13 protein-coding genes and 1 pseudogene are annotated in these 15702 nt (G+C 36.9%); 9 read left to right on the forward strand and 5 right to left on the reverse strand.

Going from position 1 to position 15702, the window contains the following annotated elements:
* The first annotated feature begins 135 nt into the window (after nucleotides 1–135).
* From NT175_07510 to NT175_07520, 3 genes and pseudogenes are all read left to right on the forward strand, one after another.
* Nucleotides 136–549, forward strand: a pseudogene (locus NT175_07510) (FtsX-like permease family protein).
* A 32-nt stretch (nucleotides 550–581) separates the two neighbouring features.
* Nucleotides 582–2066 carry a TolC family protein gene (locus tag NT175_07515; protein MCX6234557.1) on the forward strand — a complete coding sequence of 495 codons (1485 nt, stop codon included), beginning with the start codon at nucleotides 582–584 and terminating at the stop codon, nucleotides 2064–2066.
* 73 nt (nucleotides 2067–2139) lie between these two features.
* Nucleotides 2140–2775 (forward strand): peroxiredoxin, encoded by a 636-nt coding sequence (locus NT175_07520; GenBank protein ID MCX6234558.1) that lies wholly within the window; start codon nucleotides 2140–2142, stop codon nucleotides 2773–2775.
* Nucleotides 2776–2814: 39 nt separating this feature from the next.
* Here the strand turns inward: NT175_07520 and mazG are convergent, their stop codons facing one another.
* Nucleotides 2815–3588: a nucleoside triphosphate pyrophosphohydrolase gene (mazG, locus tag NT175_07525; GenBank protein ID MCX6234559.1), complete on the reverse strand. Its 774-nt coding sequence runs from the start codon at nucleotides 3586–3588 to the stop codon at nucleotides 2815–2817.
* A 582-nt stretch (nucleotides 3589–4170) separates the two neighbouring features.
* On the opposite strand from mazG, the gene NT175_07530 reads away from it, so the two are divergent.
* From NT175_07530 to NT175_07540, 3 genes are all read left to right on the forward strand, one after another.
* Entirely contained in the window at nucleotides 4171–5157 is a 987-nt protein-coding gene (locus tag NT175_07530) for an acyloxyacyl hydrolase (protein ID MCX6234560.1), read from the forward strand.
* Between the two features lie 41 nt (nucleotides 5158–5198).
* The gene (locus NT175_07535; GenBank protein MCX6234561.1) at nucleotides 5199–5792 is read left to right on the forward strand and encodes a DUF2807 domain-containing protein; all 594 of its coding nucleotides are present in this window, start codon (nucleotides 5199–5201) and stop codon (nucleotides 5790–5792) included.
* Nucleotides 5793–5953: 161 nt separating this feature from the next.
* Complete coding sequence (locus NT175_07540) at nucleotides 5954–7276, forward strand: hypothetical protein (protein MCX6234562.1); 1323 nt, start codon at nucleotides 5954–5956, stop codon at nucleotides 7274–7276.
* Nucleotides 7277–7278: 2 nt separating this feature from the next.
* Here NT175_07540 and proS read toward each other — a convergent pair whose 3' ends face one another.
* Entirely contained in the window at nucleotides 7279–8754 is a 1476-nt protein-coding gene (proS, locus tag NT175_07545) for a proline--tRNA ligase (protein MCX6234563.1), read from the reverse strand.
* 141 nt (nucleotides 8755–8895) lie between these two features.
* Between proS and NT175_07550 the strand changes: the two genes are divergently transcribed.
* On the forward strand, nucleotides 8896–10380 hold the full coding sequence (locus tag NT175_07550; GenBank protein MCX6234564.1) for a hypothetical protein: 1485 nt from the start codon (nucleotides 8896–8898) through the stop codon (nucleotides 10378–10380).
* A 55-nt stretch (nucleotides 10381–10435) separates the two neighbouring features.
* Nucleotides 10436–11908: a hypothetical protein gene (locus tag NT175_07555; GenBank protein ID MCX6234565.1), complete on the forward strand. Its 1473-nt coding sequence runs from the start codon at nucleotides 10436–10438 to the stop codon at nucleotides 11906–11908.
* A 31-nt stretch (nucleotides 11909–11939) separates the two neighbouring features.
* On the opposite strand, the gene NT175_07560 is transcribed toward NT175_07555, so the two are convergent.
* A complete protein-coding gene (locus NT175_07560; protein ID MCX6234566.1) occupies nucleotides 11940–12809 on the reverse strand; it encodes a C4-type zinc ribbon domain-containing protein in 870 nt (289 codons plus the stop codon).
* 31 nt (nucleotides 12810–12840) lie between these two features.
* A complete protein-coding gene (locus NT175_07565) occupies nucleotides 12841–13935 on the reverse strand; it encodes a Nif3-like dinuclear metal center hexameric protein (protein MCX6234567.1) in 1095 nt (364 codons plus the stop codon).
* Between the two features lie 141 nt (nucleotides 13936–14076).
* Between NT175_07565 and lpxK the strand changes: the two genes are divergently transcribed.
* A complete protein-coding gene (gene lpxK, locus NT175_07570) occupies nucleotides 14077–15150 on the forward strand; it encodes a tetraacyldisaccharide 4'-kinase (GenBank protein ID MCX6234568.1) in 1074 nt (357 codons plus the stop codon).
* Here the strand turns inward: lpxK and NT175_07575 are convergent.
* Complete coding sequence (locus NT175_07575; GenBank protein MCX6234569.1) at nucleotides 15147–15638, reverse strand: hypothetical protein; 492 nt, start codon at nucleotides 15636–15638, stop codon at nucleotides 15147–15149. The two genes, lpxK and NT175_07575, sit on opposite strands and share 4 nt — an antisense overlap.
* Nucleotides 15639–15702: the final 64 nt, after the last annotated feature.

Consider the following 15702-nt stretch of genomic DNA (forward strand, 5'->3'; position numbering starts at 1 on the left):
ACCTGAACAATGAATTTTGTCAAAACAAAAACTGCATCAATATCTTACAAATTATCCCAGCTTGCCTAATTTTTTGTATTCGTCCTGGAAATAGTATAGCTTTTTATCCGAATTTTGGATTTATGAATTATTCAGGTTAAACAACAGCAAAGAACAAAAGATATCTTTAATATTGTGTTAGGCGCTATTGCCGGTATCTCTCTCATCGTCGGCGGTATTGGTATCATGAACATCATGCTGGCTTCTGTCACTGAACGTACAAAAGAAATTGGCATCAGAATGGCTTCAGGAGCCAATAAAAAAGACATCACCCTGCAGTTTCTTTTCGAAGCTACCATAATCGGATTGACCGGAGGTATTATCGGTATCATTGTGGGCATAACATTTTCTAAACTTATCATGAGCCTTACACATATACTCACCATCGTTTCACCGGTATCCATTTTCATTTCCTTTGGCGTTTCCTTGGCTGTTGGTATTCTTTTCGGCTATATGCCTGCAAAAAAAGCCTCCGAAAAAGATCCTGTGGAATCATTACGTTATGAATAAATTATTTGAATAATCAATTTTCGAGATAAATTATGACCGGAAAGAATATAGTGAAAATCATCATCACATGTTTAATAGTGACATTCTCTTTTTATAGTCATGGTCAGGATATAACCAAAAAACTTACACTTGATGATGTTATTTATATCGCAAAAAATCAATCTCCTGATGCACTTATTGCCAAACATAGGTTCCGCAGCAGTTACTGGCAATTCAGGACTTATAAGGCAGGATATAAACCCCTTGTCGAATTTGATGCTACCCTCCCCAACTTAAGCCGATCTATTGACGTCATTACACAACCCGATGGTACCGAAGTCTTCATCAGACGCCAGATTTCACGCTCCTCTGTAAACCTTTCGGTATCACAAAACATTCCATTTACTGGGGGCCAAATCTTTATGAACACGAACCTCCAGCGGATAGATAATTTTGATGATTCCACATTTTCTTATCTCACTACGCCATTGAATATCGGTATACGGCAGCCTATTTTTGAATTTAACTCATTTAAATGGGATAGAAAAATTGAACCCCTGCGATATGAAGAGGCTAAGAGAAAATATTTGGAAGATATGGAACAGGTTTCCATTACTGCAACCAATTACTTCTTTGACCTTTTACTCGCACAGATTAACCTTAATATCCAGCTCGTCAACCAGGCAAACAATGATACTCTCTATCAGATAGCAAAAGGAAGGTATAATATCGGAACAATCGCCGAAAACGAACTTTTACAAATGGAGCTGAACCTTCTTAATTCTAATACCAATGTCGAGGAAGCAAAGCTGGATCTGGAAATAAAATCATTCAACCTCAAATCCTATCTCAGGATTAAGGATACTCTCGGAATAGAACTTGTACCTCCCGTTAAATCATACACAATCTCTGTGAACATTCAGGATGCTCTTTCTGAAGCCAGGGATAATCGTTCTGAGGCTCTTTCATTCAGCCGCCGCTTACTTGAAGCCCAAAGTGATGTCAGCAGAGCAAAACTTGAAGGAAGATTCAGCGCAAATCTTTATGCAGTTTATGGATTGACACAAAGCGGAGATTTTATTGATGAAGCCTATACTGCACCGCTTAATCAGGAACAGATTTCACTCGGCATTCAGGTACCTATTGTTGATTGGGGCTTATCAAAAGGAAAAATAAAAATGGCCGAATCAAACCAGGAATTAATTAAAACATCTGTTGAACAGGATCAAATTGACTTTGACCAGGAAGTCTTTCTAAAGGTCATGCAATTCAATATGCTAAGGAACCAGCTATCTATTGCAGCCAAAAGCGATACAGTTGCCCAGAAACGCTATGATGTAACTAAACAAAGATATTTGATCGGAACCATCAATATTATAGAGTTAAACCTGGCTCAGACCGATAAGGATAATAACAGAAAAGCTTATATCAGCACACTTAATACCTATTGGAGAAACTTCTTTGAATTACGTAAACTGACACTTCATGATTATATTGAAAATAAGAAAATTACACTCGATTTAAATCAACTAATGTAAGAAGTTAAGTTTTTTGTAATTTTACGGCATGTAATAACTTTTTTTACATTTATTAACCTAAAATATCAAGCAAATGGCAGTATTAGTTGGTAAAAAAGCTCCCTTATTTGAAGCAGATGCCGTTGTAAACGGTGGAGAATTTGTCGAAAAATTTTCATTGGAGCAGTATATCGGGAAAAAATATGTTATCTTTTTTTTCTATCCCCTCGACTTTACTTTTGTATGCCCAACTGAAATCCTGGCATTTCAGGAAAAATTCGATGAGTTTGAGAAAAGAAATGTAGCTGTTATCGGATGCTCTATCGACTCGAAATTCTCGCACTGGGCATGGCTTAATACCGAAAAAAAGGACGGTGGAATTAAAGGTGTTAAATTCCCTCTGGTCTCTGACCTTTCTAAAACCATCTCCCAGAATTATGATGTTCTGGCTGGTGAATATGAATATAATACCGAAGATGATGAAATGGGCTTCAAAGGTACTCCCATTGCATACCGTGGCCTTTTCCTGATTGACAAACAAGGCATGGTGCGCCACCAGCTAGTGAATGACCTTCCCCTTGGCAGAAATATCGATGAAGCTATCCGGATGGTCGATGCATTGCAGTTCTTTGAAGAATTTGGTGAGGTTTGTCCTGCAAATTGGCACAAAGGCGACGAAGCTATGAAAGCGACAGCAGATGGTGTAGCAAAGTACCTTAGTAAACATTAAATTCAATCATGAAGGATAAAGAATTCCATTCTGTATTTTTTATCCTTCATTTTTTTTTGCCTCATTCCAGTATATATCCATCTCACTGAGCGTCATATCCTTCAAGAACCTTCCATCCTTATCTACTTGTTCTTCCATATAGTTGAATCTCCTGATAAATCTTCTGTTTGTCTTCTCTAAAGCATCTTCTGGATTGACTTTAATAAACCTGGCATAATTGACCAGGGCAAAAAGCAGATCCCCAAATTCATCCTCTATTTTATCTTTAGCGGAGCCTTCATTCACTTCTTTTAAAAGCTCATCTTTTTCTTCCATGACTTTCTCCCAAACCTGCCTTGGTTCTTCCCAGTCAAAACCTGCACCGCTGGCCTTTTCCTGAATTCTATATGCCTTTACAAGTGCAGGCAATGCATTGGGAACACCTCCAAGAACCGACCTGCGTCCTTCTCCCATCTTTATCTTCTCCCAATTGTTCCTGACATCCCGTGAATTCTGAACCTCTACATTACCATAAATATGTGGATGCCGCTTTATAAGCTTCTTATTGAGATCATTGATCACATCCCCAACATCAAAATCATTGGTCTCAGAAGCAATCTTCGAATAAAATACAATATGTAACATTATATCTCCTAGCTCATTCTTTATCTCATTTATGTCTTTTACAAGGATGGCATCAGAAAGCTCATACATCTCCTCAATGGTAAGATGCCTCAAACTATCAAACGTCTGCTCTTTATCCCAGGGGCATTTTGCCCTTAACTCATCCATAATTGTGAGCAATCTTTCAAAAGCATCCAATTTTTCTTTCATCCGTAAATAATTTTTTAAGTTATACAATATCAACTACTTAATTTAAGCTGCTAATCCCGATAAGAAATAAAAATTTCATCCGCGTGCTCGTAGCAACATTCTTTTGTGCTTATCTGTTGATGCCAGTTTCATAAACGGGGTTTGTACCTCCAGTAAAAATCGGCCTTTGACTCATGCAACGTCTAAATCATCTTTAATCACTTTATAACCAAATTCTTTCAACTCTCGTTTTAGCCTTTCCAATCTGTTTTTCTGTTTGCGTTTTCATAAGTAAAATTTTGACAAAAGTAAGGATTTTCCAAACGCTTAAATTTATGTAATTTTGCGCATCTGAGTCAATACTGAACCATCAAGAAAAACAATCATGACAAGTTGAACATTGGCAACTCCATAAGATCCCTTGGCATCTCCTGCATCTTAATATGGATGATTTTCATCCTCACAACTTCAAATCAGGTTTTTGCTGGAAGAGGTGATGATTATAAACGTCCTCCTAACAGATTTAAACATAAACTTTACCGGTCAAATCTTTATTTAGAATGTAAATTATATTACGGCTTTATCGCTAATCATCATATTGGAATGGAAATATACAATAGCCATTTCCCGGCCATTGAAATCAGCTTGGGTAAAGCCACTTATGGCCAACAGTTTTGGGAACAGATGTATAGTTATCCCGATATCGGTATCGTGTATTATCATTCAGGACTTGGCATATCTCCGTACCTTGGAACCGCCAATGCCCTCTTTCCATATATCAATTTTCCTATTATTAAAACAAAAACCATCACCATTGGATTTAGGCTTGGTGCAGGCATAGGCTATCTAACAAAAAAATTTGAAAGACTTGAAAATTTTAAACATCTGGCAATAGGTTCACATATTAATTTCGCAGGGAATCTGATGCTTGAACTCAATTACAGACTTAATGATTTTTACTGGTTCACTGCCGGTCTAACATTGACCCATTTCAGCAACGGATCATTTAAGCTGCCTAATTATGGATTAAACGTACCAGCCATTTCAATAGGTCTACAACGTTTTTTTAACAGGCAAAACGTACCTATACAAAAAAGACTATATTCCCCGACCAAACCCTTTGATTTTGATATCCACCGTATAATAGAATTTAATCTAACCGGTGTTTTCGGATTCAAAGATCTGCAAGCACTTGTTGGTAAAAAGTTTTTTGTTTACTCCCTGTTTGGTACCGCCCTTAAACAGATAAGTTATAAAAGCAAATTCGGTGGAGGTTTTGATGTTTCTTATGATGGATCTGATGAAAAAATACTGGAGAAAAATCATGTCATAGTAGAAAATAAATTTTCACTGATAAAAACAGGGTTGAATATTGCCTATCAGTTGGCTCTTGGAAAACTCGCTTTTGATTTTAACTACGGAATGTACCTCAGCGGAAAAGATCAGAGTGATGGATCTGTCTATCAGAAAGTATCGATAAAATATGATTTTTCTGAACATCTTTATGCCAACATTACACTTAAGGTTCACTGGGGTAGGGCTGATTTTATTGGTTGGGGAATGGGATATAAAATTAAATGGTACTATTAACAATGACCCTTCCTAAAATACATATCATCATTAAGTTAATTTTGAGCTTCCTATTTATATCCTGCGAAAAACTTGACCTTGGAGATTGTTTTAAAAACACAGGAAAGATCATTATCGAAGAAAGAAATGTGCCTGATTTTGAATATATTGACCTTGCTGATAATGTCAACCTGATCATCACTCAGGATGTCCACTGTGGTATTAAAGTGGAGGCAGACGAAAACATTATGGGATCGATCATTACAGATGTGCAGGATAAAAAGTTGACTATTAGAAATGAAAATACATGTGATTGGGTTAGAAACTATAATAAGGACATCGATATCTATCTTTCTGTCGCACATCTTGTCAACATTTATTATAAGGCTTCAGGCAACATCATCAGTACCAACACAATAGTAAGCGATTCACTGAATATTGAGGTTTGGGATGGTTCAGGTTCCATCGACCTGGATATTGCAACACAGAAATCAGTCCTTAGCCTCCATTATGGTACTGTTGATTTTAATATAAGAGGAACATCTAATGTTAATTATATCTATGCTTCCAGTTACGGGCCTTTCTACTGTCAGGATCTTATTACCCAATTCACATTCATGAATAACCGGGGATCCAACGACTGCTATGTCTATTGAACTAAACAACTGTAAGTCGAAATTGAAAACATCGGCAATATTTATTATAAAGGAAATCCGGAAATAATAAAGACAAAAATCACAGGCACAGGACAGTTAATAAAACTGGACAAATAGATTAAAAATGAACTACTTATAACTATTCGAGCCTGATCTATATAATGAAAAACTCCATCCAACACCTCACCATAAGAGTGACGATACCTGCCATTATTCTTATTCTGATGTTTGTATCAATGAATATTAACCTCAGTAAGGATTATTCAAAAGGGATCATTGAATCAGATGGAAAGGGATACTATGCCTATTTACCGGCAGTTTTTATATATAAGGATTTGAACTTTGGCTTCTTCGATTCCATCGAAATGGTGAAATATTATAAAAAAGATCTCTTTTACGATTACAGGTATACATATAATGGATATGTCATCAATAAATATTATGCTGGAACAGCTCTCTGCCTGGCACCCTTTTTCATTCTTGGACATGCCATTACCCTTCTTTCCCACAATACTCCAGATGGCTATTCAAAGTATTATACTCTCATGCTGCAGATTGGGGTGATTTTCTATTTAGCACTTTCACTTTATTTTCTTAAAAAGCTTTTAAGTTTATATCACCTCCGGGATGGCTATGTTTCTCTGATACTTTTTTCTCTTGTGTTCGGCACCAACCTCTTCTATTATACAATTATCGAATTCTCTATGTCGCATGTATATTCTTTCGCCTTTATTACCATGTTCTTGTATTTTTTGAAGAGATATTTCACCAACTATGACAAAAGAAGTCTTCCCCTACTTGGCGCCCTGCTTGGAATAATCGCACTTATCCGACCCGTCAATCTCCTGATTATATTCATTACCCCGTTTATGGCCGACCAGTTATCTCATCTCACTCAGGGATTAAAATCAACCTTCAAAAGCTACCCTTTCCTGTTTTTGGGAATCACTTTTTTTTTATTGATTTTCGGAATACAATTTATTATCTATTTGATTCAAACCGATCATTGTTTAATTTATTCTTATGCTAATGAAGGATTTAATTTTTTGAGACCACAGATTATTAAAATCCTGTTCAGTTATAAAAAAGGCTTATTTGTTTATACACCGTTGCTCCTCATCTCACTGGCTGGGGGGTATTTTTTATTCAGAAAAAATATATACCAATTTTTTTCTCTCTTTGCTTTTCTGGGGCTTATCATATTCGTTTTTTCTTCCTGGTGGATGTGGTATTATGGAGGTAGTTTTTCTTCCAGGGTTTTTATCGAGTATTATTCAGTATTTGCAATATTACTAGGGCTGACTCTCGAAAATCTTAGATCAAGAATCTGTAGGGTAATGTATATTTCTCTCATCGTGATATTTATCCTGGTATGTCAGATCCAAACATATCAATACCGCTACAACATCATTCATTGGTCTGAAATGAACAAGAATACATACTGGGATGTATTCCTCCGAATTGATCAATTACTAAAAAAGTGAAGCTAATATGCTCTGGCAAAAACGACTCTTTGCTTTGATGGCCTTCCTGAATATACACACTTACCAGGTTCCGGATTGTCATCAAACGGTATCACACGGATAGTGGCTTTAGTATCTTCTTTGATTGCAATCTCTGTTTCAGAAGTGCCATCCCAATGAGCCATCAGGAATCCTCCTTCGTTTTCGATAATCTCTTTGAACTCATCCCAGGAATTAACAATATGAGTATTGTTTTCACGGTATGATAAAGCTCGCTCATACAACTTCTGCTGAATCTGAACAAGAAGATGTTCAATCTTATTTTCAATATCGGTAATCTGAAATGTCTCTTTTTCTAAAGTATCCCGCCGGGCAATTTCAACAGTATTATTTTCCATATCACGCGGACCTATTGCCAGGCGAATAGGAATACCTTTAAACTCATATTCAGTGAACTTCCATCCCGGTTTATATGAATCCCGTGCATCATATAATACGCTTATGCCTTTCTTTTCAAGTGCTTCCTTTATCCTGAACGCCCGTTCAGATATCAGAGAAAGTTGATCGGTCTTATTATAGATCGGAACAATAACAACCTGTGTAGGTGCCAGTTTGGGGGGAATAACAAGTCCATGATCATCAGAATGAGACATGATCAGTGCTCCCACTAAACGTGTAGAAACTCCCCAGGATGTTGCCCAGACATAATCCAACTTGTTTTCCTTGTTTAAAAACTTTACATCAAATGCCTTGGCAAAATTCTGACCAAGGAAATGGGATGTTCCCGTCTGAAGCGCCTTACCATCTTGCATTAAAGCCTCAATACCATATGTATCAACAGCACCAGCAAAACGTTCATTTGGAGATTTAACACCTTTTATTACTGGGATGGCCATCCATTTTTCTGCAAAATCTGAATATATATTCAGAATCAGTTCGGCTTCCTTTACAGCTTCCTCTTGTGTGGCATGAGCTGTGTGACCTTCCTGCCAAAGAAATTCAGTAGTCCTGAGAAACAATCGTGTCCTCATTTCCCAACGCACGACATTGGCCCACTGATTAATAAGAAGAGGCAAATCACGGTATGACTGTATCCAATTACGGTAAGAGTCCCAAATAATTGTTTCAGAAGTAGGTCTTATGATCAACTCTTCTTCAAGCTTTGCTTCCTCATCCACAATAATTCCACTTCCATCATCGGCATTTTTCAACCGGTAATGAGTAACCACAGCACATTCTTTGGCAAATCCTTCAACATGGCTGGCCTCCTTGCTAAAAAATGATTTGGGTATTAAAAGAGGGAAATAGGCATTGGAATGACCTGTGTCCTTGAACATTTTATCAAGTGCGGCCTGCATGCCTTCCCATATAGAATAACCATAGGGTTTTATTACCATGCAACCTCTGACAGCCGAATTCTCTGCAAGGCCGGCCCTGATTACCAGGTCATTGTACCACTGGGCATAATTTTCTTCTCTTGATGCAAAATCTTTAGCCATATGTTATTTGTGGTATAATATTTGCTAAAATTACACTGTTCTTTCAAAATCTGAAAGTGCTGAATGAGGGGCAAATTTAAAGATTTATTAAAAATGAATCTGATTCAGACAAAAATATATAAAAGTATGGAGGATAAAATCATGAAAACCTTAGTATTATTCATTTCCCTAGCTGCTCTATTTCTGGCCTCATGTTCATCAACCTATTATTCGTCTAATAAACCAATTTATGATGACGTCTATTATTCGGCCAAAGTGGTTCAACCAATTCCTCAGCAAACCTATACTCCCACTGAAGTAGTCACAGCAAATAATGAGCCTGAAGATGAATATATTACTGATGATACCATTTACGAAACATATGAACCCGCATATTCTGAATCGGAAACTTATACCGATCCTAATGGTACTACATATATCACGAATAACTATTACTCCGATTTGGAGTATGCCTCCAGACTCAGAAGATTCTATCAGCCATACTGTTTCGATAGTTACTACTGTAATTACTATACTGATCCCTTTTATTATGATCCCTGGTACTCTGGGTTGAATATGTCCTTGGGCTTTAACTGGGGATGTGGCTCTATCGGTTGGGGATGGGGCTATCCTTCATATAGTTATTACCCGCCATTCTATTGGGACTCTTGGTATAATCCTTATTATGGATGGGGTTGGCCATCATATGGATACGGCAGTTACTGGAATGGATATTGGGACGGCTATAATGATGGCCTTTGGGTCGGAAGTCATTATTATGATAATTATAATGACTATGCTTCCCTTTATTATGGGCCTAGATTATCAAACAGCAGTAATAACAGCACAGATTACAGAGGTAGAAACAACAGCGGAAGTGATCAAAATTCCAATATTAGCATACCTGGACGGACAGGTTCAGAACAGGTGTCATCAAATCTTAGAGGTATCGCCAGCTCAGAAACTTACTCAGAAACCAAAACTTCTGACAATTCCAATGCATCAGAAAATTCACGCGCTTCTAAAAGCGCCGAAACGAATAATAATCCAATACTTTCGAGCCGCAACAATACTTCGGTGGAAACAGAAAAACCCGACATTAGCCCTGTCCAGAACATAAACAATGCAAGGGAAAGCAAAGAAATTTACCAAGACACCAGACAAAAACCCTCATACACTAAACCAGCAGCCGAACAAAGAGGTGTTAAAGAAAATCAGAGTCCGATTAACCGGTACGAAAATAATAACCAAATAAGTAAACAAATACAGCAGAATTCAGTAAAAACTTACCGTTCTCCGCAATATACTAAACCAAAATCCAGCCAGGAATATAATTCACCCAGATCTGGAAACGTAAAAAATTACTCTGAGCCTAAACAAAATACAAATTCCACTGCTCCACAACCGAAAAGAAGCTATGAATCAAAAGGGACGGTACAGAAACAATCGGGTAATTTAAACAATTCAAAACCAGTTCAGTTCAACAACAAAAGTTATTCACCACCGACACCTTCTAATAGCAGGAGCATTTCTACTCCTTCCCGCTCAGGCAGTAACTATTCCGCTCCCTCCAGGTCATCCGGTGGAAGCAGTTCATCACCTTCCCGTTCAAGTTCTGGATCATCCAGTGGCGGAAATAGAAGGTAGTCCATGTAATACTCTTCGGATTAATAATTAGTTTTTCGTTTTAAAACCAAAAAAAATGAAAAAAAGAGAAATAATTGTTCCTATTCTTATCCTCTTATGTCTGACTGTAGGCGGACAAAATGAAGTAGATGCCTTACGTTATTCCCAAACTACATTTGGAGGAACAGCACGATATATGGGTTTAGCGGGTGCTTTCGGAGCAGTAGGAGCCGATTTATCAGTCATTGGTTCAAATCCTGCCGGAATTGGAATATTTAAAACTTCGGAAATCGTTTTCACCCCTTCCGTATATAATTCGGGAACAAGCACTTCTTATTACGGTTCAGAAAATTCGGATTATATGAACAATTTTAATATTAGCAGTGTTGGATTTATTTATACCTCCGATGTTTCAGGAAAAAACCAGGAGGGTAAATGGCATAATGTTCAATTCGGGTTTAGCCTTATCAGGAATAATAACTTCCATAACAGGATTATTATAGGAGGAACGAATCGTGAGAACTCCTTACTGGATGCATATGTAGAGTATGCCAATGGTAACTCAACCAATGACCTTGATCCATTTGATACTAAACTTGCTTATGAAACCTATTTAATCGATCCTATTCCTTTAACCTTAAACTATTTTAATAGAGCCCCGCTCTATCCTGATGGCTCTATTGCTCCTGTAGATCAAAGGAAATCCATCCTCTCAGAAGGTTATATGAATGAAGTAGGCTTCTCCTTTGGGGCTAATTACAGTGAAAGGTTATATCTGGGAGCGACGATTGCGATACCCTATATTCGGTTTCATCAGGAATCGACTTATCGGGAGATAAACAAAATAACCGACGACACCAATACTTTCAAATCCTTTACTAGATATGAGGATTTAACGACTAAAGGTACCGGATTTAATTTCAAATTCGGTTTAATATACCGGCCAACCGATTGGGTACGTGTAGGTGCGGCTTTTCATACACCCTCCTATTATGGTAACATGAGGGATGAATGGAATGCCAGTATGTCCTCCAAGTTGAACAATGGACAAAACTATTCCTGGCCCTCACCTCTTGGTAACTTCGATTATGAACTGGAAACACCAATGAGAGGAATCGGTAGTATTGCATTCATTATTGGTCAGTATGGATTGATCAGCGCTGACTATGAATATCTCGACTATACCAGAGCCAAGTTGCGTAGCTACGACTATGATTTTTATTCCGAAAACCAGGCTATACACTCAAAATACACTTCTGCTTCTAATATTCGTATTGGTACTGAATGGAAATTTGGTCAGGTAAGTGTAAGAGCAGGTTATGCTTATTATGGTAGCCCATATAAATCTGGAATTAATGATGCCCTAAAGAGCACTATTGCAGCAGGTCTGGGATATAGGGATAAAAATTTCTATGTGGATTTTGCCTACAATTATACCTTCTTTGCTGAAGATTACTATATGTATGAATCAGCAAATGTTTTTGTCCAGCCAGCAAAGATAAATACCAAAATCAATAATTTCTTGCTTACCCTGGGAATTAAATATTAATACTGTTAAGGGGTAAGTAAGCTGAAAATGATCATATTTTAACAGCTTCAACTATAGAATCATCAACAATAATTCTCCCGCAGTATTCACAAACAATGATTTTTTTGTGCATCCTGATATCCAATTGTCTTTGAGGGGGAATGCTACTAAAGCAACCACCACAAGCATCTCTTTCAATTTGCACAACAGCTAAACCATTCCGTGCATTTTTTCTGATACGCTTATAAGCTTTGAGCAACCGGTCTTCAATATATTTCTGATGTTTAAGCGACTGTTCCTGTAATGTCTTCTCCTCCTTTTCAGTTTCAGCAACTATATCTTTTAATTCAGCTTTTTTCTCCCCCATATCATTTTTTCTTTCATCAAGGACTTGCTGTGAATTTTTTATTTCACTTTTTTTAATTTCCAGATCAGCTTTATACTCTTTTATTCTTTTCTCAGATAGTTGTATCTCTAGTGTTTGAAACTCAATCTCCTTAGATAATGAATCATATTCCCTGTTATTTCTTACATTCTTTTGCTGTTCTTCATACCGTTTGATTAAGGCTTCACATTCCTTTATGACTAATTCCTTATCTTTGACAGAACGCTCTAATGAAGTAATCTCCTGCTTATGATTCTCAATTCTTGTTTCAAGTCCGACAATTTCATCTTCCAAGTCCTGAACTTCCAAAGGCAATTCACCGCGAATAATACGGATCTTATCAATCTGTGAATCGATTTGTTGTAATGAGTATAAAGAAATAAGTCTCTTTTCAATACTCACTTCAGCGCTATCATCAGATTCTTTGATGTTTACGACAGAAGCTGTACCAGCAGGTTGTGATTCCTGAATGATAGCAGGCTGATCTACCTGTAACTTCGAAGCCTGACTAGATTTTGATGTTGTTTTTTGGGGCATAAAACGAATTAATTAATTGATATATAATAAATTAAAAATAATTTACTGAATTGGTATTAAGCTCTGAAATGAAGCATGCAAAATTAGAAAATTTTTCGCTTATTATGGTAAATAATAATTCTTTTATAAACTGCTCACTTTCATAGTGTCCAATATCAACCAACAGGATCTTACCCTCTGCTTCAAAAAAATCATGATATTTAAGATCTGCTGTTATGAAAGCATCAGCTTTGGCCACAATAGCCTTCTGGATCAGAAAACTGCCTGATCCACCGCAGATGGCTACCCTGTTGACTTTACCTCCGGTCAATCCAGAATGTCGAAGACAACTACATTTCATCTCTTGCTTTACCTTTTCAAGGAATTTTTTTTCATCCATCCTTTCCGGTAATTCTCCGATGACACCGGCACCAGCATTATGAAATTCATTGCCCAGCGAGTAAATGTCATAAGCTACCTCTTCATATGGGTGTGACTGAAGCAAGGCCTCCAGAATCTCCTTTTCCCGATAGACAGGATAAACCATCTCAATTCTTACTTCATTCTCGAAATGCAATTCTCCGATATTCCCTACATAAGGATCAGCATTTTCCATTGCTCTGAATGATCCTCTTCCTTCAAGGTTAAAGCTGCATTTATCATAATTCCCAAGGTGACCAGCACCCGATTGAAATAAGGCCTCTCTGACTTCATTGGATTTTTCCAAGGGGCAAAAAGTGACAAGTTTGCGCAACAAATCCTTCCTAGGGGTTAATATCCGTAAATTCTTTATTCTAAACTTTTCTGAAACAGACTTATTGACACTGTGGGGTAGATTGTCGATATTAGTATGGATGGCATATATTGCCAAATCATTCTTAATTGCGTTTATTACCATACGCTCGACTGAAGTCTTCCCAGTAATCTTACTGATACTCCTGAAAATCAGGGGATGATGTGAAATAATAAGATTACATTGTTTGGTAATTGCTTCTTCTATTACGTCTTCTGTAATATCAAGACTAATCAGTGCCTGATGTATTTCCTGTTCAGGATCACCAATAATAAGTCCCACATTATCATATGACTCCTGAAGAAACAAAGGAGCATATTCTTCAAGAAAGAAAGTGATTTGTTTTAATTTCATTAGCTTTTTTTCTTAAATAAAATTAATGTTTCTGAATGGTATCCGAATTAAATTCCATCCCGAAATTAACATCTTTTATTAAATTTTAATAATCTCTTGTATTTCAATAATTAGATTTTTTAACTTTAAAAAAAAATTAAAGTGGTCATTGTCAAAATATTATTTTATCCACTTTCATTAATATATGGTCTTGCTGGTTGTATAAGGAATATTTTGTTTGATATCGGCATATTGCCATCAACAACTTATAATTTTCCGGTCATTTCCATAGGTAACCTAACAGTAGGCGGAACTGGAAAAAGCCCCCACATCGAATACCTAATCAGGTTACTACAGGATAAGTACAACATTGCAACATTAAGTCGTGGTTATAAAAGATCGACCAAGGGTTTCAGGTTGGTTGATGTCGACTCAACAACTGAGCAGGTTGGGGATGAAGCCCTTCAGATAAAACGAAAATTCAGGGGGATCATCGTGGCAGTTGATGAAAACCGGCGCAGAGGTATACAGCTTATAAAAGAAAAATTTCCCGAAATTGACATTATTCTCCTTGATGATGCGCTTCAGCATCGTTACGTTAAACCCGGCTTATCAATTCTATTAACTGATTACCATAATCTGTTTACAACCGATCACCTTCTTCCCTTCGGAACACTTCGCGAACCCCGATTTGGTTGTAAACGTGCTGATATAGTGATCATTACAAAAACAGATAAAATTCTCTCCCCAATACTTAAAAGAAACCTTTCAGAAGAAATTCACCCTGAACCTTATCAGAATTTACATTATTCATACCTGGATTATGGCAATTTAATCCCATTATCCGGAACACCAGTTGAGGAAAATGACATTGAGAAAAAAAAATACAGTAGCATACTTTTAGTTGTTGGCATCGCAAATCCTTATCCGCTTCAGGATCATCTGAAAAAAATGTGTACCGATTTAGTTACGGTTCAGTTTGGTGATCATCATCGCTATACTGTTGATGACATCCACAGGATAAGAGAAGAATATGACAAGATGTATCTGAAAAACAAAATTATCATCACTACTGAAAAAGATGCTATGCGACTTCAAGAACCTTTGTTGAAGGAACACATCTCTGGATTACCCATATTCTATATCCCTGTTTTTGTCACCTTCCACAAGACTATCTCCACATCGTTCGATAGACTTATCTTAGACTACGTAAGTAAAACTAAAAAAGCCACCTAATCAAATATCAGGATTTTTACACGCCATTTATCCCTAATATTAAATTTACGCTCCTTAAATAGAGTCATTATCAGACCGGCTGCAGTGATAGAACCGCCGATAACAGCCGTTTGCTGATCGACAAGTGGGGATTCCTTATTTATTGTCCTGTTGAAAGTATCTACAATAAAGTAACCTGTTCCGGAAATGATCATTGCAGATTGTGCTATTCTGATCCCGGTTCTCTCCCGAAATACTGCATCAATATCAGTAATCGTAACCTCATTACAATAATCTATGAAAATGGTTGAATCTCTGATATTCGTGAGTTTACCCTTTAAATGAAATGCAGCAGTGTCATTCTTAATCCTGATATGGATGTTATCACCTTCATAATATTTAAAATTTTTTATAGTTCCGGCATACTCAACTAAAAGTATCTTCTGAGCCTGTAAATTTACCGATACTATTAGACAATAAAGAAAAGGAATAAAACAGGATTTTTGCATATATCTCAGTCATATCGGTTGTAATACAAAACTAATTATTATTACAAGTCATTTATGCGATTAT

This window comes from Bacteroidota bacterium, from assembly GCA_026391695.1.
Lineage (GTDB): Bacteria > Bacteroidota > Bacteroidia > Bacteroidales > JAGONC01 > JAPLDP01.

Coding starts and splice junctions, on each gene's coding strand:
- NT175_07520 (MCX6234558.1), top strand. CDS start 2,140: ATGGCAGTATTAGTTGGTAAAAAAGCTCCCTTATTTGAAGCAGATGCC.
- NT175_07550 (MCX6234564.1), top strand. CDS start 8,896: ATGAAAACCTTAGTATTATTCATTTCCCTAGCTGCTCTATTTCTGGCC.
- NT175_07515 (MCX6234557.1), top strand. CDS start 582: ATGACCGGAAAGAATATAGTGAAAATCATCATCACATGTTTAATAGTG.
- NT175_07555 (MCX6234565.1), top strand. CDS start 10,436: ATGAAAAAAAGAGAAATAATTGTTCCTATTCTTATCCTCTTATGTCTG.
- NT175_07575 (MCX6234569.1), bottom strand. CDS start 15,638: ATGCAAAAATCCTGTTTTATTCCTTTTCTTTATTGTCTAATAGTATCG.
- proS (MCX6234563.1), bottom strand. CDS start 8,754: ATGGCTAAAGATTTTGCATCAAGAGAAGAAAATTATGCCCAGTGGTAC.
- mazG (MCX6234559.1), bottom strand. CDS start 3,588: ATGAAAGAAAAATTGGATGCTTTTGAAAGATTGCTCACAATTATGGAT.
- NT175_07530 (MCX6234560.1), top strand. CDS start 4,171: ATGGAAATATACAATAGCCATTTCCCGGCCATTGAAATCAGCTTGGGT.
- NT175_07565 (MCX6234567.1), bottom strand. CDS start 13,935: ATGAAATTAAAACAAATCACTTTCTTTCTTGAAGAATATGCTCCTTTG.
- NT175_07540 (MCX6234562.1), top strand. CDS start 5,954: ATGAAAAACTCCATCCAACACCTCACCATAAGAGTGACGATACCTGCC.
- NT175_07560 (MCX6234566.1), bottom strand. CDS start 12,809: ATGCCCCAAAAAACAACATCAAAATCTAGTCAGGCTTCGAAGTTACAG.